The sequence below is a fragment of the Neomoorella stamsii genome, from assembly GCF_002995805.1.
Taxonomy (GTDB): Bacteria; Bacillota; DSM-521; order Neomoorellales; family Neomoorellaceae; genus Neomoorella; species Neomoorella stamsii.
The window spans coordinates 76169-98004 of the sequence record NZ_PVXL01000044.1 but is presented as its reverse complement, the minus strand read 5'-3'; the positions used below and the strand labels follow the sequence as shown (position 1 = coordinate 98004).

The 21836-nt window shown below is 50.5% G+C and carries 22 protein-coding genes, 2 pseudogenes and 1 riboswitch; of the genes and pseudogenes, 15 read left to right on the top strand and 9 right to left on the bottom strand.

Features of this window, described 5'->3' with window-relative positions; genetic code table 11:
* Positions 1–43 precede the first annotated feature (43 nt).
* Positions 44–245: riboswitch (cobalamin riboswitch) on the top strand.
* 104 nt (positions 246–349) lie between these two features.
* From thiC to MOST_RS08570, 4 genes are read left to right on the top strand one after another with little or no spacing between them, the layout of a single operon-like run.
* Positions 350–1648, top strand: a complete 1299-nt coding sequence (gene thiC, locus MOST_RS08585; RefSeq protein ID WP_054935548.1) for a phosphomethylpyrimidine synthase ThiC — start codon at positions 350–352, stop codon at positions 1646–1648.
* Between the two features lie 19 nt (positions 1649–1667).
* Positions 1668–2948 (top strand): B12 lower ligand biosynthesis ThiC-like protein BzaB, encoded by a 1281-nt coding sequence (gene bzaB, locus MOST_RS08580; RefSeq protein WP_054935579.1) that lies wholly within the window; start codon positions 1668–1670, stop codon positions 2946–2948.
* Positions 2945–4498, top strand: coding sequence for a DUF2284 domain-containing protein (locus MOST_RS08575; protein ID WP_054935549.1), 1554 nt, complete (start codon positions 2945–2947; stop codon positions 4496–4498). Before bzaB ends, MOST_RS08575 begins: the two co-directional genes overlap by 4 nt.
* Before the next feature lie 20 nt (positions 4499–4518).
* Complete coding sequence (locus tag MOST_RS08570) at positions 4519–6030, top strand: B12-binding domain-containing radical SAM protein (RefSeq protein WP_054935550.1); 1512 nt, start codon at positions 4519–4521, stop codon at positions 6028–6030.
* Here MOST_RS08570 and mqnC read toward each other — a convergent pair.
* The 8 genes from mqnC to queD all read right to left on the bottom strand — a co-directional run bounded on the left by mqnC (position 6015) and on the right by queD (position 12423).
* Entirely contained in the window at positions 6015–7085 is a 1071-nt protein-coding gene (gene mqnC, locus MOST_RS08565) for a cyclic dehypoxanthinyl futalosine synthase (protein ID WP_054935551.1), read from the bottom strand. The genes MOST_RS08570 and mqnC overlap by 16 nt on opposite strands.
* Positions 7054–7914 (bottom strand): menaquinone biosynthetic enzyme MqnA/MqnD family protein, encoded by an 861-nt coding sequence (locus MOST_RS08560; protein WP_054937236.1) that lies wholly within the window; start codon positions 7912–7914, stop codon positions 7054–7056. Before MOST_RS08560 ends, mqnC begins: the two co-directional genes overlap by 32 nt.
* Positions 7915–7927: 13 nt before the next feature.
* Positions 7928–9046, bottom strand: a complete 1119-nt coding sequence (gene mqnE, locus MOST_RS08555) for an aminofutalosine synthase MqnE (protein WP_106007091.1) — start codon at positions 9044–9046, stop codon at positions 7928–7930.
* A 43-nt stretch (positions 9047–9089) separates the two neighbouring features.
* Positions 9090–9947 (bottom strand): MTAP family purine nucleoside phosphorylase, encoded by an 858-nt coding sequence (locus MOST_RS08550; protein WP_054935553.1) that lies wholly within the window; start codon positions 9945–9947, stop codon positions 9090–9092.
* Positions 9940–10572: a TetR/AcrR family transcriptional regulator gene (locus MOST_RS08545; RefSeq protein WP_054935554.1), complete on the bottom strand. Its 633-nt coding sequence runs from the start codon at positions 10570–10572 to the stop codon at positions 9940–9942. The genes MOST_RS08550 and MOST_RS08545 overlap by 8 nt, the downstream gene beginning before the upstream one ends.
* Before the next feature lie 131 nt (positions 10573–10703).
* A complete protein-coding gene (queC, locus tag MOST_RS08540) occupies positions 10704–11390 on the bottom strand; it encodes a 7-cyano-7-deazaguanine synthase QueC (protein ID WP_054935555.1) in 687 nt (228 codons plus the stop codon).
* A gap of 16 nt (positions 11391–11406) precedes the next feature.
* Positions 11407–12045 (bottom strand): radical SAM protein, encoded by a 639-nt coding sequence (locus tag MOST_RS08535; RefSeq protein WP_054935556.1) that lies wholly within the window; start codon positions 12043–12045, stop codon positions 11407–11409.
* On the bottom strand, positions 12046–12423 hold the full coding sequence (queD, locus tag MOST_RS08530; RefSeq protein WP_054935557.1) for a 6-carboxytetrahydropterin synthase QueD: 378 nt from the start codon (positions 12421–12423) through the stop codon (positions 12046–12048).
* Between the two features lie 178 nt (positions 12424–12601).
* On the opposite strand from queD, the gene MOST_RS08525 reads away from it, so the two are divergent.
* Positions 12602–12787 (top strand): H-type small acid-soluble spore protein, encoded by a 186-nt coding sequence (locus MOST_RS08525; protein WP_054935558.1) that lies wholly within the window; start codon positions 12602–12604, stop codon positions 12785–12787.
* 72 nt (positions 12788–12859) lie between these two features.
* Positions 12860–12996: pseudogene (locus tag MOST_RS18530) on the top strand (hypothetical protein); the annotation flags it as partial.
* A 48-nt stretch (positions 12997–13044) separates the two neighbouring features.
* On the opposite strand, the gene MOST_RS08520 reads toward MOST_RS18530, so the two are convergent.
* Complete coding sequence (locus MOST_RS08520) at positions 13045–13578, bottom strand: hypothetical protein (protein WP_054935559.1); 534 nt, start codon at positions 13576–13578, stop codon at positions 13045–13047.
* A gap of 343 nt (positions 13579–13921) precedes the next feature.
* On the opposite strand from MOST_RS08520, the gene ilvB reads away from it, so the two are divergent.
* From ilvB to MOST_RS08475, 9 genes and pseudogenes are all read left to right on the top strand, one after another.
* Positions 13922–15592 carry a biosynthetic-type acetolactate synthase large subunit gene (gene ilvB / locus MOST_RS08515; RefSeq protein WP_054935560.1) on the top strand — a complete coding sequence of 557 codons (1671 nt, stop codon included), beginning with the start codon at positions 13922–13924 and terminating at the stop codon, positions 15590–15592.
* Between the two features lie 159 nt (positions 15593–15751).
* Positions 15752–16540: a hydroxypyruvate isomerase gene (hyi, locus tag MOST_RS08510; protein WP_054935561.1), complete on the top strand. Its 789-nt coding sequence runs from the start codon at positions 15752–15754 to the stop codon at positions 16538–16540.
* Between the two features lie 32 nt (positions 16541–16572).
* Positions 16573–17469 (top strand): 2-hydroxy-3-oxopropionate reductase, encoded by an 897-nt coding sequence (garR, locus tag MOST_RS08505; RefSeq protein WP_054935562.1) that lies wholly within the window; start codon positions 16573–16575, stop codon positions 17467–17469.
* A gap of 196 nt (positions 17470–17665) precedes the next feature.
* A complete protein-coding gene (locus MOST_RS08500; protein ID WP_083476437.1) occupies positions 17666–17842 on the top strand; it encodes a Flp family type IVb pilin in 177 nt (58 codons plus the stop codon).
* Positions 17843–17926: 84 nt separating this feature from the next.
* Positions 17927–18439: an A24 family peptidase gene (locus MOST_RS08495; RefSeq protein WP_054935564.1), complete on the top strand. Its 513-nt coding sequence runs from the start codon at positions 17927–17929 to the stop codon at positions 18437–18439.
* Positions 18440–18444: 5 nt separating this feature from the next.
* Positions 18445–18843 (top strand): TadE/TadG family type IV pilus assembly protein, encoded by a 399-nt coding sequence (locus tag MOST_RS08490; RefSeq protein WP_208974773.1) that lies wholly within the window; start codon positions 18445–18447, stop codon positions 18841–18843.
* 63 nt (positions 18844–18906) lie between these two features.
* A pseudogene (locus tag MOST_RS08485) lies at positions 18907–19791 on the top strand (pilus assembly protein TadG-related protein); the annotation flags it as partial.
* A 16-nt stretch (positions 19792–19807) separates the two neighbouring features.
* On the top strand, positions 19808–20536 hold the full coding sequence (gene cpaB, locus MOST_RS08480) for a Flp pilus assembly protein CpaB (protein ID WP_054935567.1): 729 nt from the start codon (positions 19808–19810) through the stop codon (positions 20534–20536).
* Positions 20537–20569: 33 nt separating this feature from the next.
* A complete protein-coding gene (locus MOST_RS08475; protein ID WP_054935568.1) occupies positions 20570–21790 on the top strand; it encodes a CpaE/TadZ family protein in 1221 nt (406 codons plus the stop codon).
* The last annotated feature ends 46 nt before the right edge of the window (positions 21791–21836 follow it).

The following is a 21836-nucleotide window of genomic DNA, read 5'->3' as shown; positions in this document are numbered from 1 at the left end:
CCTTGACGTGCCAGGGGTGAGCGGCTATAATAATGTTTAATAAAACTGGATATGGCAAATAGGTGCCCTACGTGTGGGGAGAATAGGGAATCGGGTGCGAGTCCCGAGCGATCCCGTCACTGTGATCGGGGAGCAAGCCGGAAACAGCCACTGTTACTCAAGCTTGACCAGGCGAAGGGTAATGGGAAGGCTCCGGGGAGCGAAGATCCGTCAGCCAGGAGACCTGCCTATTTGCGACGTGTTCACCTTCGCGAGAAAGGGGAACCGTTGGGGATGATGGTAAAGTCCCCAGCCGGGTTTAGTTGCGGCTGGGGACTTTTTATATCTTCAAGGGAAGGAGAGGAGAAGGTTGACCCTGTTAAACTCTGCCTTAGAGGGTATAATCACCCCGGCCATGGAACAGGTGGCAGCGCAGGAAGGAGTTACTCCTGAATTTGTCAGGCAGGGAATAGCTGAGGGTACCATCGTTGTACCTCACAACATGCTCCGCCGCAATAGGGTCCCGGTGGGGATAGGTACTGGCTTACGCACCAAGGTCAGCGCCAGCGTTGGTTTATATGGGGATAAGAGTGATCTTGCTGAGGAAGTAAAGAAAATCAAAATGGCTGTGGCAGCAGGAACTGATGCGATTATGGATTTGAGCGTCAGTGGGGACATCGATGGCATGCGCAAAGAAGCACTTGCTGCTACACCTACACCGGTAGGAACGCTACCCCTGTATCAGGCCTTGGTCGAGGCAAGGGAGAAATATGGTTCCCCTGTGAAGATGAAGGTTGAGGAACTCTTTGAGGTCATCGAACGCCAGGCTGCTGACGGGATTGACTTTTTGGCCCTGCACTGTGGTACTACCATAAGCGTTGTGGAGCGTGCCCAAAAGGAAGGCCGGGTTGATCCCCTGGTAAGCTACGGGGGTTCACACCTTATTGGTTGGATGCTCTATAACCAGAGAGAAAACCCGCTTTATGAATACTACGAGAGGATTCTCGAGATCGCCAGGCGGTACGATGTAACATTAAGCCTTGCTGACGGTATGAGACCCGGGTGTCTCGCCGACTCCCTGGATGGTCCTCAGGTGCAGGAGCTGGTGGTCCTGGGGGAACTGGTGCAACGGGCCCGGGAAGCAGGAGTCCAGGTGATGGTCAAGGGACCGGGTCACGTACCCCTTAACCAGCTTAAAGCAACCGTTGCCCTGCAAAAGAGTCTTTGCCAGGGAGCCCCTTACTTTGTTTTCGGTCCCGTTGTAACCGACATAGCTGCTGGTTACGACCACATTAACGCTGCCATTGGCGGCGCCTTAAGTGCCTGGGCTGGCGCTGATTTTCTTTGTTATGTAACAGCCTCCGAACACCTTGGTCTCCCTGATAGCTACCAGGTCCGGGAGGGGGTAGTTGCCGCGCGTATTGCCGCCCATGCCGCAGATTTGGCTAAAGGACTGCCTGGTGCTAGAGAGTGGGATCTAGAAATTTCCCGGGCCAGGAAAGAGTTGGACTGGAAAAAACAGATTGCCCTGGCCATTGATCCTGAACGGGCCAGGCAGCTGCGGAAAGAGAGAAGCAATGACGCCTCCTCAGGATGTGCCATGTGCGGGAAATACTGCGCCATGGAGATTGTATCCCAATATTTGGGTACCTCCAGGCAAACCTGTTAAAAAAGAAAGGGTGGAAAAAATGACCCAGGTTTTGGCTGCCCGGGCAGGTAAAATCACACCAGAGATGGAAATGGTGGCCTCCCAGGAAAATTTGGACGTCAAAATTGTCCAGGCGGGAGTGGCTACAGGGAAAATTGTTATTCCCAGAAACGTTAAGCGCAAACATTTTAATCCTTGCGGTATTGGGCAGGGTTTGCGCGTAAAGGTAAATGCCCTCATCGGAACCTCCAGTGACCGTGATGAAAAGGAAATGGAATTAAAGAAGCTCGCCACCGCAGAAGCCGCAGGGTGCGATGCTGTCATGGATTTAAGCACTGGTGGGGACATTGATGGGATGCGGCGGCTCACCCTGGAGAAAGCCAATATTCCTGTCGGTAGCGTGCCAATTTACCAGGCTGCTATTGAAGCAATTGCCAAACGAGGTAGCATTGTTGCCATGACGGCAGACGATATGTTTGCGGCCGTAGAGAAACAGGCGGCAGATGGCGTGGATTTCATGGCCATTCATAGTGCCTTGAACTTCGAAGTCATAAAACGCCTGCAAACAACAGGCCGGGTAACTGATATTGTCAGCCGGGGTGGAGCTTTTTTGACTGGCTGGATGCTTTATAACCAAAAAGAAAACCCCCTCTATGAACAATTTGACCGGCTTCTGGCTATATTGAAAGCATATGATGTTACCCTTAGCCTTGGTGATGCCATTCGCCCAGGCTCTATCGCTGATTCTTTGGACGGGGCCCAGCTCCAGGGAATGATTATAGCTGGCGAGCTGGTGGCCAGGGCCCAGGCGGCCGGGGTGCAGGTTATGGTCGAAGGGCCAGGACACGTACCCATGCACCATGTAGAAGCAACCATTTTATTACAAAAACGTTTATGCCATGATGCACCTTACTTTATTTTGGGAACATTGGCCACAGATGTGGCACCGGGATACGACCATATCACCTCGGCTATTGGCGGAGCTATTGCCGGGGCTGCAGGTGCTGACTTTATCTGTTATGTAACACCGGCCGAGCATCTGGGGTTGCCAACAGAAGAAGATGTCAAAGAAGGGGTTATAGCCGCCCGCATCGCTGCCCATGCGGCGGATCTCGCCAGGGGAGACAAAAGGGCATGGGAAAGAAACTGGCAAATGGCACGCGCCCGGGTAGCAGTTGATCTGGACAGGCAACTTAGCCTGGCCATCGATGGGGAGAGGTTAAAACAGGTAGCCCAAGGGTATGGCCACGAGCACCAGCATTGTGCTGTTTGCGGATCCGAATGCGCCGCGGCGATTGCGGCCAAGTATTTTGGCATATGAAACCTTTGTCTTTTTTAAATCCTGATCCCCAGGAAGCCAGTCCCCAATACCTGGAAGACCTGGCCACGGCATACTGGTTTTCCGAAGCTCTTTTTACAGCGGTTGAGATGGGAATATTTACCTTCCTTGATCCCATGGGAAAGACCATTGCTGAGATTGCCAGGGCGCTGGAATCCGATTGCCAGGGGGTGGAGCGTTTCTTGCAAGCCCTTTGCGCTATAGGCCTTTTGCAGCGTGACGGGCCATTCTTTTTTAATACCAAGATCGCTTCCGCATATCTTGTCAAGGGTAAGAAAGATTATCAGGGTGAGGCCATCCTCTGGCGCAAGTACCTCTCTTCTCCCTGGCGGGACCTCAAGGAATGCATTAAAGCCGGGAGAAGGGTAACTTTTCCCCCGGCCCAGGAGGAGCCAGAACAGCTAATCTATCGTATCCGCAGGTTTATCCGTGCCATGGATTGCGTAGCCAGGACCAAGGTGCGGGAGATTATTCCCATATTCGAGGGGCTTGGCCTCGAGGGGGAGATCCTGGACGTGGGAGCCGGTTCAGGAGCTGTTGCGGCTGCTTTTCTGGAGCGTTTTCCTTCCATGAGGGCTACCCTTATGGACCTACCCGAAGTTTTGGACTATGCTGAGGAGCTGATGCGGGAAAGGGGGCTCACGGGGAGGGTAACTTATTGCCAGGCCAATATACTAGAAGCCTGGCCGGTGAGTAAAGGCTGTTATGATCTAGTAATCTTATCCAACCTTATTCATACCTATGCGGAAAATGAGGTTACCCATATCCTGGCCAGGGCTGCAGAATGCCTGAAAGCCGATGGCTTTTTAGTAATCCACGATTTCTTCCCGGAACATTATCCTGAAAAGGCCGCTCTCTTTGATCTTAACATGTTAATCAATACCTACAACGGCAAGGTTTTTGCGCAAAAGTGGGTCCGCGAAAAAATCGAAAATCACAACCTCTACGTCACCCATCTCATACCTTTGGCAACTGATACAGCCCTCATCATCGGCTCAAAAAATAAAAAAAAGCTGGAAAAACTTAGCCTGGATCCCAAAGCTCGTTTAGTTTCCAGTATTCAAACGCTGGGATTTCGCCAGGTCTGTCTCCTTCCCGTAAAGGATATCCATGTCCCTGAGTGGCCGGAACTCCGCTGCCAATTCGGGTGTGACCTGTACGGGAAACCCCATTGCCCACCAAATAGCCCCTCTCCTCAAAGAACAAGGGATATCCTTAAGGACTATACTCTGGCCTTGCTCTTGGAAGGGGAACCCCCCACCAGGTCTTTCCAGCGTCGTGTCTTACAGGCTGAAAAAGAGGCCTTTAAGGCAGGTTTTTATAAAGCTTTTGCCTTTTGGGCGGGTCCATGCACCCTCTGTGACTCCTGCACCACTAAGAGCATATGTCATAACACCCGGGACGCCAGGCCTTCTATGGAGGGGGCGGGGATCGATGTATTTGAGACTGTCAGGCGAGCGGGACTTTCGCTGCGGACACTAAATAACAAGAATGACTTTGTCAAGTATTTCGCCCTGGTGCTTTTGGAATAAATATGGAGTGAGGTTGGAACATGAAAATCCTTTTACTGGAGCACCCGCGGAGCATCTGCCCCGAACGGTGTAACGATATTGCTAATACACCCCTTTCTTCAAGCCTTCTTACAGGTTATTCAGCCGCAATGTTAAGAGGTGAGGGGCATGAGGTAGAGATTGTGGAAGGATACCTGGATGGGCTCTCTTATAAAGAAATTGAGCAAAGGTTAAGTGCCATGGAACCGGACATCCTGGGTGTCCATATGGTCTATCACTGGAAGAGTGACGTCGAACTCTTTGGTTTTCTGGAGAAGGTGAAACGTGAAGGGTTTTCTCGTTATATCACGGTCTACGGGTTTTATCCAACCTTTGCCTTTGCCGAAATTTTACAAAGGTATTTGGCAATTGATTCCGTCATCATTGGGGAGCCGGAGCTGACTTTTGCCGAGCTGGCCGGGGCACTCTCTTGGGGTGCTTGCCTGGCGGATATTCCAGGCCTTGCCCTGAGGGATAGGTCCGGTAATATTAGTTACCTCCGGCGAAAACCAGTGGAAGACCTGGACCATCTCCCCTTTCCCGTGCGAACGGAGGCCATGTTCCGCCTTCCTGAAGTGAACCTCCAGGGGAGCCGGGGATGTTACGGGGGATGCACCTTTTGCTACATCAACCCCTTTTATGGCCATGGGTCTCGATGGCGGGGGCGGAGCCCGGAGAATATTGTTGCGGAGCTGGATAGGATTATGTTAGAACGGGGAAGAAAGGAATTTTACTTTGTGGACCCCAACTTTTTTGGCCCTGGTCAAGAAGGCCAAAAAAGGGCTCTTCGCTTAGCCTCCCTTTTAAAAACCAGGAACATCCGGTTTGGCATCGAGGCCCGGGTTAACGATATCCATGAGGAAACTATTAGTGCCCTGGTGGAGGCAGGTCTCCGTCACATTCTTATTGGTCTTGAGAGCGGCACGGATCATTCCTTGCGACGGCTGAATAAGATGACCACCGTGACCCAGAATGAAAGGGCGCTGAGAATTCTCCGCCAACACGGCATAGAGCCCAACGTCGGGTTTATTATGTTTGAGCCAGACTCAACATTGGAGAATGTGCGGGCTAATTTTGAATTCCTGCAAAGAAACCATTTGCTTAAAAGTCTTCCGGTTACGGCTAACTTGCTTTATCACCACCAGATTATCTTAAGGGGCACCCCATTTTATCAAAAACTAGAAAGGGAGGGGCGTTTGCAAACAACATCTTTCTCATCTTATGAAGGCATTAACATCTTTGACCACGCTAAGGTAGCAGATCTGGCTTATATAATGAGGCGCATCACTAACTTCCTGTTCAACCGCATGGAAGGAATCTGGAGCGGGAAGGTGGCGGAACCCGGTGATACCCGGGAAAAATATGCTAAAATAAATTACTTGTTGGTGAACACGTTTGAGACTGTTTTAAAGGCCCTGGAAGCCGGGGAACAATTCCCGGAGGAACTAAAGGATTTATTGGTCCGGAAAGCCGAAAATGAGATAGACGAAATCTTAACTTACACTGCCTCGTAGTAGCGTAAAATGTGATACTCATTATCGCGTTGGGCGGGTAGGAAACCAGCTGCCCGGATGCAGCGGAGGATTTCCTCCTGATCAGCGCGGAAGGAAGCCCCTGCCGCCCGGACTACGTTTTCCTCCAGCATAGTGGAACCGAAATCGTTGGCTCCAAAGAAGAGGGCCGTCTGGGCTATCTTGGTTCCCTGGGTTACCCACGACACCTGGATATTGGGAAAGTTATCCAGGTAAATCCGGGAAAGGGCGAGCATCCGCAGGTATTCGCAGGCGCCTGCCTCCTCACCGCCCAGGTCGGTATTGCCTGGTTGGAAACTCCAGGGAATAAAGGCCGTGAAACCACTCGTTTCATCCTGCAGTTGCCGGACAGCCTCCAGGTGAGCAATCCTATCAGCAATAGTTTCTCCCAACCCGAAAACCATAGTGGCTGTTGATTTCATCCCCAGGGCATGGGCTGCGCGCATCACCTCCAGCCAGCGGGCCGTGGAAGTCTTTTTAGGGCTAACCCGGTTACGAACACTGTCGACCAGAATCTCCGCCCCGCCACCGGGCAAGGAGTCGAGACCCGCTTTTTTCAGCCGCTGCAAAACCTCTGCCACCGGCAGCCGTTCCTTTCGGGCCAGGTCATCGATTTCTACAGGGGATAGGGAATGAAGGGTGACCGGATAGCGAGATTTAATCCAAGAAAAGAGATCCTCAAACCAGGCCAGGCCAAGTTCGGGATGCAGGCCCCCCTGCATCAGGATCTGGGTCCCACCTGCAGACAGGGTAGCCTCTATTTTACGGCCGATTTCCTCCCGGCTGAGGAGGTACCCTTCCGGATCTCCGGGCAAGCGATAGAAAGCGCAGAAACGGCAGGCATTGACGCAGATATTGGTATAGTTGATATTCCGGTCCACGACAAAGGTGACTGTCCCCTCGGGGTGCAGCTTCTGGCGGACCCGGTTGGCCAGGTAACCCAGTTCCAGCAAGTCGGCCTCTTGATAAAGACGCTCCGCTTCATGAAAACTCAAACGCTCACCGTCAAGCACTTTGCAGGCGATAATTTCCTTCATCTTCTCCTCCCCAGATCTCCAGAGCCACCGGACGTGAAAGTAATCCCTCAGCATGGGCCAGGCGGTAAAAGGTTAAAAGCCCCTCCAGGTGTGGCCACTCCAGGTCATAGTTTAATACGGTAAAATAATCCTCCATGAATTCCGGCTCCACCCCCAGCCTCTGGGCCCCTACTGCCGCCAGGGTCCCCGGGTGCCTTTTTCCCCAGGCCTTGGCTGCCTGTAAAGCTTTCCAGATGCCGGCCAGCTCTTCCGGATATGCAGCTGCAAAGTCCCTCCTGGCGACCCAGAGGGCAAAGACCATTGGCTTGCCGGTTAATTGGCGCCACTCTTCCCCCAGGTCATAAACAAAGGAGTAGCGACCTGTCCGGACAACCTGCAGGGCCTCATCCCCGATGGCAAGCAAGGCTTCGGGTTGGCCCCAATCCGGGGGGCTGCCGGCCGGGCGGATAAAAAGGGCGGGCGCAACGCGATAAAGCCGTTGCAGGAGGATACGCAACAAAACCACGCTGGTGGCCGAATAAGGTGTAAGGGAAAGGGGCCGGCCCCCGAGTTCCGCCACCGGTACCCGGCTCACCAGGACCACGCTCCCAACCTTGCCGTGGCAGGAGATAGATAATCCTGGTAGAACCAGGGCTTCTTCCGCAAACTGCCCGTAAGCCAGGGAAGAGACGGCCGTGACCTCCAGTTCCCCTTGTTGGAAGGCCTTATTTAAAACCGCAGGGTGGTCAGCAATTATTTTGGCCGGTACTTTTACCTGTCCTGTCTCCAGAGCGTAAAAAAGCGGGAGGCAGTTCAGGTAACTCACCCGGCCCAGCCGTGGCCATTCCATGCCCATCCCCCTTTCAGGCATAGCGGCGGATTTCCCGGTATAAAGTGTCCCGTTCCACCGGTATCCGACCGGCGGCCCGGATGCTGCGCAAAAAGCTTTCGGCAGGCTGGTACTGGGGCGTAGCGGCCCCCGCGTTATGAAAAATATGCTCTTCCCGTACGGTACCATCCAGGTCGTTTACCCCGAAATGCAAGGCCACCTGGGCTAATTTCGGTCCCATCATGATCCAGAAGGCCTTGATGTGACGGAAGTTGTCCAGGAGCAGGCGGCTGATGGCCAGCATCTTCAGGTCGTCCACCCCGGTGGTTCCCGGCAGGTTGCTGAAGGCCGTGTTGGCCGGGTGAAAGGCCAGGGGAATAAAGGCCAAAAAGCCCCCCGTACGGTCCTGGAGTTCCCGGAGGGCCAGGAGGTGGTCCACCCGGTCGGCCGCTGTCTCCAGGTGGCCGTAGAGCATGGTAGCGTTGGTGGGTATACCCAGACGGTGGGCGGTTTCGTGGACCATGAGCCACCGCTGGCCGTCAATCTTCCTGGCACAAAGGCGCCGGCGCACCGCTGGGGCAAAAATTTCGGCCCCGCCGCCGGGAAGGGAATCCAGGCCCGCCTGCCGGAGTTCCTGGAGTACGTCAGCTACAGGCCGCCCCGCCTGGGACGCTATAAAGTCAATTTCTACGGCATCAAAGGCCTGGATACAGGCTTGGGGTGCTACCCGGCGCACCGTACGGATCAGGTCCAGGTAGTAATCATACGGCAGTTCCGGATTCAAACCTCCTACAATGTGAATCTCGGTGACACCTGCGGCAGCCGCCGCCCTGGCCTTCGCCTCAACTTCAGCCAGGGTAAGGGTGTAAGCCTCCGGACTACCTGCCTCTCTCCCAAAGGCACATAAATCACAGAGATTTTGGCAAACATTAGTATGATTAATGTGGGCATTATTAATAAAGTAAACGTCATCCCCGCAAACCCGCTGCCGGGCCAGGTCAGCGAGGTACCCGATGCCCAGGAGGTCCTGGCTCTCCCAGAGACGAATACCGTCCTCCCGGCTCAGCCTTTCCCCGGCATACACCTTGGCAGCTACGGACGCCAATTCTCCCCGGGAGAGTTCCGTCCGGATATGTTCAATAATGGCAGACAAGGCCTGTCAAGCCCCCTTCTAATAGCTTATATTAATAAGATAGCTAGGATCCAGGATGAGACTTACCGATATTCTCAGGGCGCAAAAGGGTCGGTTTACGCAGCGTAGCGCAACTACAGTCCCCATTAAAGGTCACTCGTCCCAGGGCCTTCAGGATGATGCGGCCGAAGGCCGGGGCATCATCAAAAAAGATCTCCCTTAACTCCTTATGTTCCCAGGGTTTCACCACACCCTCCCCATAATTTACTACCAGGTAGATGCCGGCGTAACAGGCCCCCATTTCCCTCGCCAGGTAGACCTCGGGGCAGAGGGTCTGGCCTACGACGTCCGCCCCCCACTGGCGAAACAGGTTTACTTCGGCTACGCTCTCGAAGTGGCGCCCATCTGTCACCAGATAAACGCCGCGGTCAAAGACCCTCCCCAGAGGGGCCTCTCTAGCCGTTTCTACCAAAGTCTTGTGCAGAGAAGGGCAAATAGGCTGGCGCATTACCGACAGGTAGCCCTCCTGAAGCCCCACATCCCGGCGCATGGAAAAATCAATGTAATCGGTCACCACTACAATGTCCCGGGGATCCAGGAGGTGATTTACGCTTCCCACCCCGCCCTCAGCAATGATCTTCCGGACTTTAGCCTGCATAAAGGCATGGAACAAGCGCTGCGAACTCTCGCCCCAGGAGACTCCAGGAATCCGTCCATGCATCTTGGCCGCCAGCACCCGGCGCGGCGGGTCACCAGTGCGAAAAAGGATTAAGGGAGCACTGGGACCCCAAGGAGTAGCAAAAACCACATCCCGGGCCAGAATCTTTGTTCCTGGATCACCTAATGCTTCTGGAAAGTTCAAGCTAAAAGTGCCTGAGCCACCGATAAAGCCAATATCCGCCTGTATCTTTTCTTCAACCATTCCCAATGTCTCCTTCCAGGTCATAGCCCAGGCCGCGCAGATTATAGGCCACCAGCTCTTTTCCCGCCAACGTCAAATCAGATGGAATGCCCTCTTTCAACCAGCTTATAACTACCTGGTAAAAGGTACCTACAAAGGCTAAAGCTGCGACATGGGCATCCTGGGGCGGTAGCTCCTTCCTTTGGATACCCTCCAGTACGTCTTCTTCTACAAGCTGCGTTAGACGTCGTAACAAGTCGTAGAGTTGTTCTGCCACCGCCGGGTGGCCAGCCGGTGATTGGACCAGCATTACCCGGGCCAGGTCACGGTTCTCCTGTAAGACCGCCAGGGCTGCCTCCATAGAGACCTGGAGTTTTTGGCGTCCACCGGCGGTGTTTTTGCGGGCCTGGGCAATACGTTCCAGAACCATCTCATAGGCTTCGTTGACCAGGGCGGTAAAGAGGGCTTCCTTATTGCGCAGATATAAGTAAATCGTGCCGATGCCCACCCCCGCCCGGCGGGCGATATCTTTAACCGAAGTACCGTAAAACCCGTGACGGGCAAATTCTTCCTTCGCCGCCTGCATAATGGCCTGCAGGCGCGCCTCCAGCTTTTGATCTACCTTTTTCGTCCGCCGGTAAACCAAAACCCTTCCCCCAATTTTCAAGCAATGAACCGCAATTCAATTTTTCAATTGCCATTGTAAGTTATCCAGGTTATAGCGTCAATCCCCCAAATTAATAAAGCCGGGTACAATTTCCCGGCTAAAAATTTTAGCTAGCCCTTGTTACGGTAGGGGATAGGGTCTGTTACACCCGCTTCCTGGAAGCCTTTTAAGCGAAGCAGGCAGGCGTCACAGGTACCGCACGAGGGAACAGAGCCCTGATAGCAGGAATAACTGAGATGGTATGGAGCACCCAGCTTTATACCTGTTTTAATTATTTCTGCTTTAGTTAGATGAATAAGGGGTGTTTCGATGCGGATACCGTGACCTTCTACGCCGGCTGCCGTTCCTTTATTTATCACTTCTTGGAAAGCGCTGATAAACTCAGGTCGGCAGTCCGGATAGCCAGAAAAATCCAATGCATTTACCCCAAGATAGATAGCTCGGGCATCCAAAGGTTCAGCTTGGGCTAAAGCAAGCGCCAAAAAAACTATGTTCCGCGCAGGAACATAAGTTGATGGTATTACCCGGCCTATTTCGGATATAGAGCGCCCCGTAGGTATTTCTTTATCAGCGTCTGTGAGCGCCGAGCCAGATAGCAATCCCTCCAGATTTATGATCTTATGACGCCCACTTACTCCATAATAGCTGGCTACCTGGCGTGCCGCTTCCAGCTCGACAGTATGTTTTTGCCCGTAAGCGAAGGTCAGGGGATAAATTTCTTTTCCCGCAGCACGGGCAATAGCCATGCAGGTAGTGGAATCCAGCCCTCCGGAAAGAACCACGATCACTTTTTCCATTTATTATTGCCCCTTTCTACATTCTGCTTTCAGGCCCGAATATGATTTTATGTAGTTGAAGCTGTAACCGTACGTCTAAACCGTCGCTTAAAATCCATTCAGCCAGGCAGGCTGGTTCCAGCAAACCGTAGGCAGGAGAAAAAAGCAATCTCTCGCAGCTCACAGGAAGATTCTTGCGGATAAACTCCCTCGCCCAGATATAGTCATCCTCCGAGCTGACAACAAATTTGATTTCATCCTCCGGGCGGATTAAACTTAAGTTCTCCCAGCGGTTAGCTGCAACTTCTCCAGAACCGGGGCACTTAATGTCCATTACCCATCGCTGGTCCGGATTTAAGTATACCATTTCAAGAGGAAGAGAGCCGTTGGTTTCTATAGATACCTCGTAATTACTCAACACATTCAGGAGTTTTTGTAATTCCTCCCGGGATTGCAAAAGGGGTTCCCCTCCAGTTAAACATACACGGCGGTAGGGATATTGGGAAATTCTTTCGAAAAGTGCTTGCACACTTACTTCCTCTCCACCCTCATAGGCATACTTGGTATCGCAATAGCGGCAGCGCAGGTTACAACCGGAAAAACGAACAAAAACTGTCGGCAAACCCGCACCTGTTGATTCCCCCTGGAGAGAGAGGAAAATTTCTTTAACCAACATTTACCTACTCTCCATTTCACGGGTTATTTCTGCCCGGGCGTTAGAAGTTTCCCACAGGACGAGACGTTCAAGGACAAGATGGGGGTAGGGTTTTAAGGCCGCCCCCAGTTCTTTCCAAAACCATAAGAGCAAATTTTCGCAAGTAGGAACAAAAGAAACTACCTCGTTTAAATACTGGTGATCAACCCGGTTAATGATACTCTCCTCTACCAGAGTTTTGAGCACGGCAAAATCAATGACCATACCATCAGCCTGTACTGGCCCTTTAACTGTAACCTCCAGGCGGTAGCTATGCCCGTGCAGGTGGGCACAGTCTCCGGCGTATCCTTCCAAACAATGAGCCGCCTCAAAAGTAAAAATGTAAGTTAGTGCTACCATCGATATCTCCCTTCTTACACCAGTCCCAACACAAAATTATCTTACCATGCCAACAGAAAGCTATGCAAGGTATCACACTAATTGTCATATGTAACCGATGTCCCCCCAGAAATGAACGTATAACACCTTCAATTCCAAGAAAAAATATACATAATGATAACCCGAGGAGGTACTCCCTGTGAGATATGAAAGGGCCCAAGAAATATTAGCTTCTCCCGAAACTATTAAGGTATTATACGAGGGGAAACCCATATGGATAGAAAGCTTAAATCCGAGCACTCAGACTGCCTATATTACTTCAGATGCTTTACCGGAAAAAGAAAAGGAGGTACCCGTAAGCGAATTGTATGAATTGAGGACTTAATCGGAAGGCGTTCCAATTATTAAGTTTCAACAACATGCTTGTGTAATTTCCTTAATTTACTTATATGAGCTTGCACCTTACTTCTTAATTGCCGCTGGTCTGGTAGGATTTGCCAGGCAAGAGGGGATACCTGTGGGTCCGGGCAGGGGCTCTCTGGGGGGATCCTGGTTGCCTATGCCCTGGGGATTTCCGCTATCGACCCCCTCAAGAAAGCTTCTTTTATGATGAAGAAAAACTGGCGGCGAGTAGCTTCCAGCTTATTCACATCCTTTGGCAATAATTCCCAACCGCCATATCATATCTTTGAAAGCATCTATTAGGGCCAGGTACAAATTCGAGGAGCGAGGAAGGCAGATGCCCTTGATGAGCCGTTCTTCATGCTCCGTGGTAAAGTGGCGCATTTTATTCTCATACTCGGCAACCTTATCCAAAATGTATTGCCGGAGAATGGGATTTTGCGTCAAGAGCAGATCTTGAGTATGCCGCAATAATTCATCTGTTCCCTCGAAAAATTCACGCACTTCTGATACCGCCTTGTTACTGAAAAGAACTCCTTCCTGTATTTTAGCATGGGTGGCTGCGGCCAGTTTGCTAATATCAGCGAGAATATGTTGCCATGGAGGAATGGGGAGAGTTACCTTTTCTTGAGCCTGGATTTTTAGCCGAGGATTAATGGTGTTTAATTCCTCCAGGTATTTGAGATTATGTTTTATAAAGGCCATATAAACTTTTTTTAGCGCTTTGCGGAGGAATTCAATGGGGCTTTCCGATTTTGTTGCCATACCGGGCATAGGATGTTCCTCCTTTTTACTTTGTTTTTGGTCATGTCTACGATGCGTTTTACTATTTAAATTATTATATTAATTTTATATGCGATCGTGTTCTTTTGACAACACCAACAACGCCAATAGTAAACTTTAATAACTAACCGGTCTGACCAGGGCGACGAAAAGAAGGATTTTGAGGATAAAATGCTTGCCCCTATCCCTTAAGTTCCTTTCCTGCTGTTCAAATCAACCTGGAGTGTTTTAAAAAGGGAAGGACGACCTTTGGCGCCCAAAGCCTTTATTTTTCCTGGTATCCCATTTAAAATAAAACCCCAAGAAGGGAGTATACGGATGGGGGGTAATTATAATGCTTGTAGCCGAGGTTGTCGTAAAAATTCTAGAAAGCGAGGGTGTTGACGTTGCTTTTGGGATACCAGGAGCCAGTATTACCCCGGTATACAGGTATTTAGCCCAGTCTAAAAAAATAAGACACTATACTGCAAGACATGAAGAGGGCGCGACCCATGCTGCTGATGGGTATGCCAGGGCCAGTGGAAAGATCGCGTGTTGCATTACTACCTCAGGACCTGGGGCGACAAACCTGGTTACAGGGCTGTACACTGCTCAAATAGATTCCATACCCGTGGTAGCTATAACCGGCCAGAATACACGCTCCCAACTTGGTAAAGAGGCTTTCCAATGCGTCGATATAGTTAATACAGTACGGCCTTATGTTAAAGGTGCCTGGTGCGTTACCGAACCGGCCAGGGCTCCAGGAATTATCAGGGAGGCTTTCCGGTTAGCCAGGTCGGGCAGACCTGGTCCTGTCCTTGTAGACTTACCTTTAGATGTCCAGACAACTGATATACCCTATGATCCGGAATTGGATACTCCTCTTCTATGGGATAAGCCAAAACCGCACCTAAAACAGATAGAGAAGGCTATTGAGATGATTTTAGCCAGCAAATCCCCCATTATACTTGCTGGTGGCGGAGTGATTATATCAGAAGGCACCGAAGAGCTTGTGAAATTTGCCGAGTACCTTTCCATTCCAGTTGTAACTACTTATATGGGCAAGGGTAGTATACCTCCAGACCATCCTCTTTACTGTGGCCAGGTTGGGATACAATGTAATACACCATTTGGGAATAAAGCCTTTCTAGATTCTGACCTTGTTATAGGTATTGGGTGCAGGTTTAATGATCGGCATACAGGTAGCGTTGATGTCTATACCAGAGGGCGGAAGTTTATCCATATCGATATAGAACCCACTCAGATAGGGCGCATAATTAGTACGGACCTGGGTATAGTCTCAGATGCAAAACTGGCATTGGAAGCGTTGCTAGAAGTTGCGAAAGCCAAAACCCAGAAACGGCTACCCCAAGGCTGGGTAGCCGGGATACCAAAGCAAAGGGAACAAATAGATCGAAGGCTGGAATTCGACAATATACCTATTAAGCCTCAAAGAGTGTTTCACGAAATAAATGAGTTATTGGGGAGAGATACGATTTTTACAGTTGGGTGCGGTGTTGTTCAGATATGGTCAGGACAATTCCAGAAAATATGGCGGCCAAGGTACTACCTTCCCTCTGGTGGAGCGGGGACTTTGGGTTATGAAATCCCAGCAGCCATAGGTGCCCAAATAGCGAGGCCTGCTACCAGGGTTTGTGCCATCGTAGGTGACGGAGGCTTTACCTTCCAAGGAGAGGCATTAGCCATGGCATGCCAGTATGGTGTTCCAATTATTGTAGTAATAGTAAATAATGGTTACCTGGGTCTTATACGCCAAAATCAGACACAGAATTATGGTTTTGAATATGCTGTTGACCTGTGGTACAGCGACCAGAAAATAGATTTCGTACGAGTTGCGGAAGGGTATGGTGCCAGGGGTGAGAGGGTGACGAAACCAAACGATATACAACCGGCGCTTGAACGTGCACTGCAATCAGACGTACCTTATGTTCTTGATATAATTGTTGAAAGGACAGCAATGTGCTCTATGGGTAGTAGCATTGATTCCATACAAGAATACGAATGAGCTGTCCTTGTGCAAACCAGTCTCAATAAAAGCATATTTTACCCTTCTTGCCATCCTTAGATGGGCTTTTCAAACGGCCGGGAGGTGATAAACCTGGAGAAAATATAGGTATACTTACCTTTACATTTAAAAGCTACGATGCTCAGGAGGTATATTGTCATGCCGAAGTTTGCTGCCAATTTAACGATGCTTTTTACCGAATTCCCGTTCCTGGAACGCTTTAATGCCGCCCATAAAGCCGGATTTAAAGCGGTAGAATTCCTTTTCCCTTATGATTATGCGATAAACGACATTAAAAGTTTACTTAAAGAAAACAGCCTTAAGGTAGTGTTGTTCAATCTTCCCGCCGGTAACTGGGCAGCCGGCGACCGGGGAATTGCTGCCGATCCCGGGCGTAAGGAAGAGTTCCGGGCAGGAGTAAAACAGGCCCTTACCTGGGCCCGCGAGCTAAGCGTGTCCCGTTTAAACTGCCTGGCGGGCAAAGGGGTATCTTCCAGCTCTTATGAAGAACAGTGGCGGACTATGGTGAACAACGTTCGCTATGCGGCAGAGGTATTGGGCCAACACGGAATAAACGTCATGGTAGAACCCATTAACCATTATGACGTGCCCGGTTTCTTCCTTAACACCACACGACAGGTGTTGCAGTTGATCTCTGAAGTAAATATGCCCAACGTTTACCTGCAATACGATATTTACCATGCTCAAAGGGAAGAAGGAGATCTGACCACCATTTTACGAGAACATATACAAAAGATAGGACATATTCAGATTGCCGACAATCCCGGCAGGCACCAGCCGGGTACGGGTGAAATAAACTATTCCTTCATCCTGCAGGAAATCGATAAGTTGGGATATGAAGGATATGTATCCTTAGAATATATTCCCCAACCGGACACTTTAAGTTCTTTAAGATGGATTACAGAATATGGCTACGCCCTAGGTTAAACCTTATCATTTTCAGAAAGGAGTAGAAGATTATGGGTAAGATTGGCTTCATCGGTTTGGGCATCATGGGCAAGCCTATGAGCAAAAATCTTATCAAGGCAGGTTATCAATTGGTGGTGTACAATAGAAGCCAGGCAGCTGTGGAGGAATTAGTAGCTGCCGGAGCTGAACCCGCCAGTTCTCCCCGGGAGGTAGCTGAACGGTGCGATAAATTTATTACGATGCTCCCTAATTCACCCCATGTAAAGGAGGTGGTGCTGGGCCACAACGGGATAATTGAAAGCGCGCGGCCGGATTCCATCCTTATCGATATGAGCTCTATAGACCCCATGGTTACCAGGGAAATTGCGGCCAAGCTAAAAGAAAAAGGTATAAGAATGTTAGATGCACCTGTTAGCGGTGGCGAACCGAAAGCCATAGATGGCACTCTATCGATAATGGTAGGGGGACGGCAGGAGGACTTTGATGAATGCTATGATATTTTAAAAGCTATGGGGTCGTCAGTGGTACGGGTTGGCGATATTGGTGCCGGTAATGTAACTAAACTGGCAAACCAGATCATTGTAGCCTTGAACATTGCCGCCATGTCGGAGGCCCTGGTCCTGGCTACTAAAGCTGGTGTAGATCCTGAACTGGTCTATCAAGCTATTCGCGGCGGGCTGGCGGGGAGTACAGTCCTGGATGCTAAAGCTCCCCTGGTGCTGGAAGGGAAATTTAATCCTGGTTTCCGGATTAACCTCCATATAAAAGACCTGGCAAACGCGCTTGCTGCTGGTCACGAGGTAGGAGTACCTCTGCCCTTGACCGCTGTAATTATGGAAATTCTCCAGGCTCTCAAGGTAGACGGTTTGGGAGATGCCGATCATGGAGCCATCATCCGCTTTTATGAGAAGCTGGCACAGGTCGAGGTAAGACAACAGAAAAATTAGCGCTTCCTTTCTCAGTGAGTCCCGGGCCTATGTTATAGTGAAGGCCCGGGACTATTAATATTTCACTACCTGGCTTAGGACCTGTCCTATGCTGAGATGGGACAAAAGTCATAGTTTAAAATGAGACCGAAGTCCGATGGAACTTCTCCGCTAAATTGCTAAAATTAAATTAACAATTGCGAAAGGAGGCGGGATAATGCAATTACTTAAAAGGCTTGTTCATGAGGAAAACGGACAGGGAATGGCTGAATACGGTTTAATCATCGCTCTAGTGGCAATTGTTCTAATTGGTGCTTTGGGAATTTTAAGCGGCGGTATTCAACATATATTCGAAGGAGTGGGCAATAAGCTCTCCGGACAGGCAATCAACTAACTTACAAAGCGGCCCTACTTGAGTTCAAGCTCTTAAGTAGGGCCGACTTTTAAAAGGTTTAAGAGCAATAAAGGGTTGATAACAGTGCTAAAAGACGCGGTACTGATTATTTTCCTGCTTACCTGCGCCTATACGGACTTAAGTAAGCGCCAGATTTATAATCGGGTACTGCTACCGGCTATTATTTTTGGCCTTCTTTATGCCTGGTTGACCAACGGGATTGGCGGCGTCGGGCAGAGTTTAGCAGGTATGATTTTAGGCTTGTTGCTATTATTGTTGCCCTTTTATTTAGGTGGACTCGGGGCCGGCGATGTCAAGATGCTGGCGGTTATCGGTGCCCTGCAAGGCCCGCATTTTACCTTGCGTGCCTTTTTACTCAGTGCCCTGGTGGGCGGCGGCTGGGCCATTGTATACCTGGCCCGCCAGGGGAGGTTTTTAATTACACTTAATACCCTGCTGATAAATGCTTATTTTTTGTTGCGGGGTTTACCCGTAACAGGGCCAAGTTTTAACCTTAATCAGACTAGCCCTGAGGAGACGCTTCCATATGGCGCGGTTCTAGCACTCGGCACTTTATTAACTTACTTGAGCGGGTGAAAAAGTTGCGGCGGCAAAAACTTCTTGACGGCCGGCGCGGGCAGGCATTGGTGGAGTTAGCTTTAGTCCTACCGTTGTTACTCCTCCTCATAATGGGCAGTATGGATATGGGCCGGATTTTACATAGCTATTTGGTTCTAACCAGCGCTAGCAGAGAAGGAGCCCGGATGGGGGTCGTTGGAGCGAGCGATGACGAAATTCGGGACCGGGTAAAGGAAGTGGCTTTTACCCTTAGCCTCACCGACGGCGATATTACCATTGTTCCAGAACAAGGACTGCGTAACCCCGGAACTGCGCTTAAAGTGAAGGTGACTTACGGCGTAGAATTAGTTACACCGGTCCTCAATAGTTTACTACCCAACCCCTTTCCCTTAACCGCCGAAATTAACATGCGAGTGGAATAGGGTGCCATGGTAAGCCGATCAAAGTTTAGCAAATTATTACGGTAGGAGAAGGGCTTTGCGGCAGTCTTTGTGGCCTTAAATATGGTGGCCATGTTATCTTTTGCTGCCTTAGTTATTGATCTGGGTCTTCTGGCTTTAAACCGTCACCTGTTAATTAATGCCGTTGATGCTGCAGCCCTGGCCGGGGCCAGGGAGCTGCCTGACAATCCTGATTTGGCCAGGAATACAGCTATTGACTACGCCCATATGAATGGAGCCACCGAAACAGTTCAGGCGGAAGTTTCGGCAGATGGCAACTTCCTTACCGTAACGGCAAGTAAAGAAGTAAATTATTTTTTGGCCCGGTTAATGGGCTTTCAGCGTGGTGAGGTTAGGGCCAGAGGGGTGGCGATGGCTGCCGGAATTAAGGCGGTAAGAGGTGCAGCGCCGCTAGCGGTTCCAGATCAAGATTTCCAGTTTGGGAGCAAGTATATTCTCAAGCAAGGTGCCGGCCAGGATTCCCCCCTCGGTCCGGGTACCTATTCAGCCCTGTCCTTAGGCGGCGGCGGCGCCAGCAATTACGAGGACAATTTAAAGTACGGCTATGAAGGTAGGTTGGGGGTGGGCGATGTGGTTAATACCGAGACGGGTAATATGTCCAACCCAACCAAGAGGGCCATTGATTACCGTCTAGAGCTCTGCCGGCATTCGCCCCCCTGTACACCAGAACATTTTGAACCCGGTTGTCCCCGCATCCTGATTTTACCGGTTTATGAACCCAATTTGGTCCAAGACGGCCAGATCAAGTCCATAATTATTGTCGGCTTTGCCGCTTTTTTAGTGGAACAGGTTCGCGGGGAGGGCAATGAAAACTTTATTGAAGGTTATTTTATTCGCACCGTTGTAGCGGGCGAAGCGGATCCGGGCCAGCGAAACTACGGCTTGCAGGGCGTTAAACTGGTGCAATAGCTAAAGAGGTGTGCCCATGCGCAACAAATTGCTTTTGGTCTTATCTTTAGTGACGGCCTTGGTGGCAGCTGTTTTGGTTTACTATTATCTGGATAACCTGAAAAAGACTTATCAGCAAAAGGGAGATTTTATACAGGTGGTGGTGGCGCGGGTGCGGATTCCGGCCAGGACGCAAATCACCTCCCAGATGCTCGAAGTCAAAGAACTGCCGGCCCAATATATCAGTGCCAAGGCCATTACGGAACCCAAGGAAGCCCTGGGCAAGACGGTTAAGTCGGAGATCCTACCCGGGGAGATACTGCGCCTTGAAAAACTGGCCAGCGGCAAAGATGCTGCCGACGGTCTAGCTTTTCTTATAAGCCCCGGGAAGAGGGCTATAACGGTGGCCGTAAATGATGTTTCCGGTTTGGCCGGCTTGTTGCGCCCCGGGGATCGGGTCGATGTCCTGGGGACCTTTGATTTGCCGGCGGCAGCCGGTCAGGAGAAAGCCAGCCTTACCTCCTTACTGGTCCAAAACGTAGAAGTGCTCTCCGTAGATCAGACCCTGGCAGCTCCTGGCCAGCCGGTTGCTGACGGAAAAAAGCAAATTGGTTACCGCAATGTGACGCTAATGGTGACACCTGAGCAAGCACAACCTATAGTTCTCTGCTCGGAAAAAGGCAGCATTAGACTGCTCTTAAGGGCACCTGCTGACCAGGACATTATTTCCCTGCCTTCAATAAAAATGCCGCAGCTAGTACGTTAAGGACAGGCGTTACCTGGCACGGAGGAGGGTTCTATGAGCCAGACCAGCGTTTTAATAGTCGACGATATCTCTACCACCCGAGAAGATATTAAACGTCTGCTTTATTTCGAAGAAGATATCAAAGTGATCGGTGAAGCCAGTGACGGTGAAGAGGCCGTTCGTGCCGTCGAGGCCCTGCGGCCTGATGTGGTTCTAATGGATATCAATATGCCCGGTATGGACGGTATTGCCGCCTCCGAAGCCATTACCAGCCGGGTGCCTGAAACGGCGGTGGTCATCATTTCCATCCAAAAGGAGTCGGAATACCTGCGCAAGGCCATGGCCGCCGGTGCCAGGGATTACCTGGTAAAGCCTTTCACCAGCAGTGATTTAGCCGAAACTATTCGTCGCGTCGGGCGAAACCAGAAACAGCAAATATTGCAACTGAGGGCTCCGACGCCTAAGGAAGCTCCACAAACAACGGCACCGGCCAATCGGATGCTCGTCGTGTTTTCCAGTAAAGGTGGAGTTGGCAAGACCACCTTAGCCTGCAATCTGGCCGTCAGTTTGGCCCAGGAGACCAGGCAAAACGTTGCCCTGGTCGACTTAAACCTGCAAAGCGGCAATGTGGCCTTAATGCTTAATATTATTCCTCAGGGTACCATTGCTGAGCTGGTTCAGGAAGAAGATCGCGGTGAGATATCTCTGGTAAACAACTATCTTTATCCTCACCTCTCAGGGCTTAAGGTTTTGCCGGCACCATTAAAGCCGGAACAGGCAGAAGTTGTGGCGGTTAAGGACATAGAAGCCATTCTTAAACTTTTGAAGGGTAACTACACATATATAGTTGTAGACACTGCCCCTGCTTTCAATGACTTAACCTTAAGCGCCCTGGATTTAGCCGACGATATTTTGCTTGTTTTTACACCTGATTTGCCGGCACTGAAATGTGCCAAGACAGATCTGGAAGTATTGGAACGCTTAAATCAGGCTAGCAAGGTTAAAGCGGTGCTTAACAAATCCACCTTGGAAAACGGCATCTCCCTGGCTGAAATCAAGCAAAGTCTTGGCGTTACGCCCCTGGCAATATTACCTCAAGCAGAAAAAATGGTGCTTGCATCAGTTAATCGGGGTCATCCATTTGTCCTGATCCACCCGGGGAGCGTCATAGCCCAAAGGATTAAAGAATTAGCGGAAAATTTTATGCCTGCGGCAATGGGTAAGCGTATTAAAGGTAGGCAAAAAAGATTCTTCTTTCTAAGTAAGCTGCTTTAACCCTTTCCCGGTACCCTGTTTTAACTCTCCCACCTAATCCTTCCTT

Excerpts from the sequence above, each read along its gene's own strand:
- bzaB (WP_054935579.1), top strand. The coding sequence starts at position 1,668 with ATGACCCAGGTTTTGGCTGCCCGGGCAGGTAAAATCACACCAGAGATG.
- MOST_RS08575 (WP_054935549.1), top strand. The coding sequence starts at position 2,945 with ATGAAACCTTTGTCTTTTTTAAATCCTGATCCCCAGGAAGCCAGTCCC.
- MOST_RS08570 (WP_054935550.1), top strand. The coding sequence starts at position 4,519 with ATGAAAATCCTTTTACTGGAGCACCCGCGGAGCATCTGCCCCGAACGG.
- mqnC (WP_054935551.1), bottom strand. The coding sequence starts at position 7,085 with ATGAAGGAAATTATCGCCTGCAAAGTGCTTGACGGTGAGCGTTTGAGT.
- MOST_RS08560 (WP_054937236.1), bottom strand. The coding sequence starts at position 7,914 with ATGGAATGGCCACGGCTGGGCCGGGTGAGTTACCTGAACTGCCTCCCG.
- MOST_RS08550 (WP_054935553.1), bottom strand. The coding sequence starts at position 9,947 with ATGGTTGAAGAAAAGATACAGGCGGATATTGGCTTTATCGGTGGCTCA.
- queC (WP_054935555.1), bottom strand. The coding sequence starts at position 11,390 with ATGGAAAAAGTGATCGTGGTTCTTTCCGGAGGGCTGGATTCCACTACC.
- MOST_RS08535 (WP_054935556.1), bottom strand. The coding sequence starts at position 12,045 with ATGTTGGTTAAAGAAATTTTCCTCTCTCTCCAGGGGGAATCAACAGGT.
- queD (WP_054935557.1), bottom strand. The coding sequence starts at position 12,423 with ATGGTAGCACTAACTTACATTTTTACTTTTGAGGCGGCTCATTGTTTG.
- MOST_RS08520 (WP_054935559.1), bottom strand. The coding sequence starts at position 13,578 with ATGCCCGGTATGGCAACAAAATCGGAAAGCCCCATTGAATTCCTCCGC.
- ilvB (WP_054935560.1), top strand. The coding sequence starts at position 13,922 with ATGCTTGTAGCCGAGGTTGTCGTAAAAATTCTAGAAAGCGAGGGTGTT.
- hyi (WP_054935561.1), top strand. The coding sequence starts at position 15,752 with ATGCCGAAGTTTGCTGCCAATTTAACGATGCTTTTTACCGAATTCCCG.
- garR (WP_054935562.1), top strand. The coding sequence starts at position 16,573 with ATGGGTAAGATTGGCTTCATCGGTTTGGGCATCATGGGCAAGCCTATG.
- MOST_RS08500 (WP_083476437.1), top strand. The coding sequence starts at position 17,666 with ATGCAATTACTTAAAAGGCTTGTTCATGAGGAAAACGGACAGGGAATG.
- cpaB (WP_054935567.1), top strand. The coding sequence starts at position 19,808 with ATGCGCAACAAATTGCTTTTGGTCTTATCTTTAGTGACGGCCTTGGTG.
- MOST_RS08475 (WP_054935568.1), top strand. The coding sequence starts at position 20,570 with ATGAGCCAGACCAGCGTTTTAATAGTCGACGATATCTCTACCACCCGA.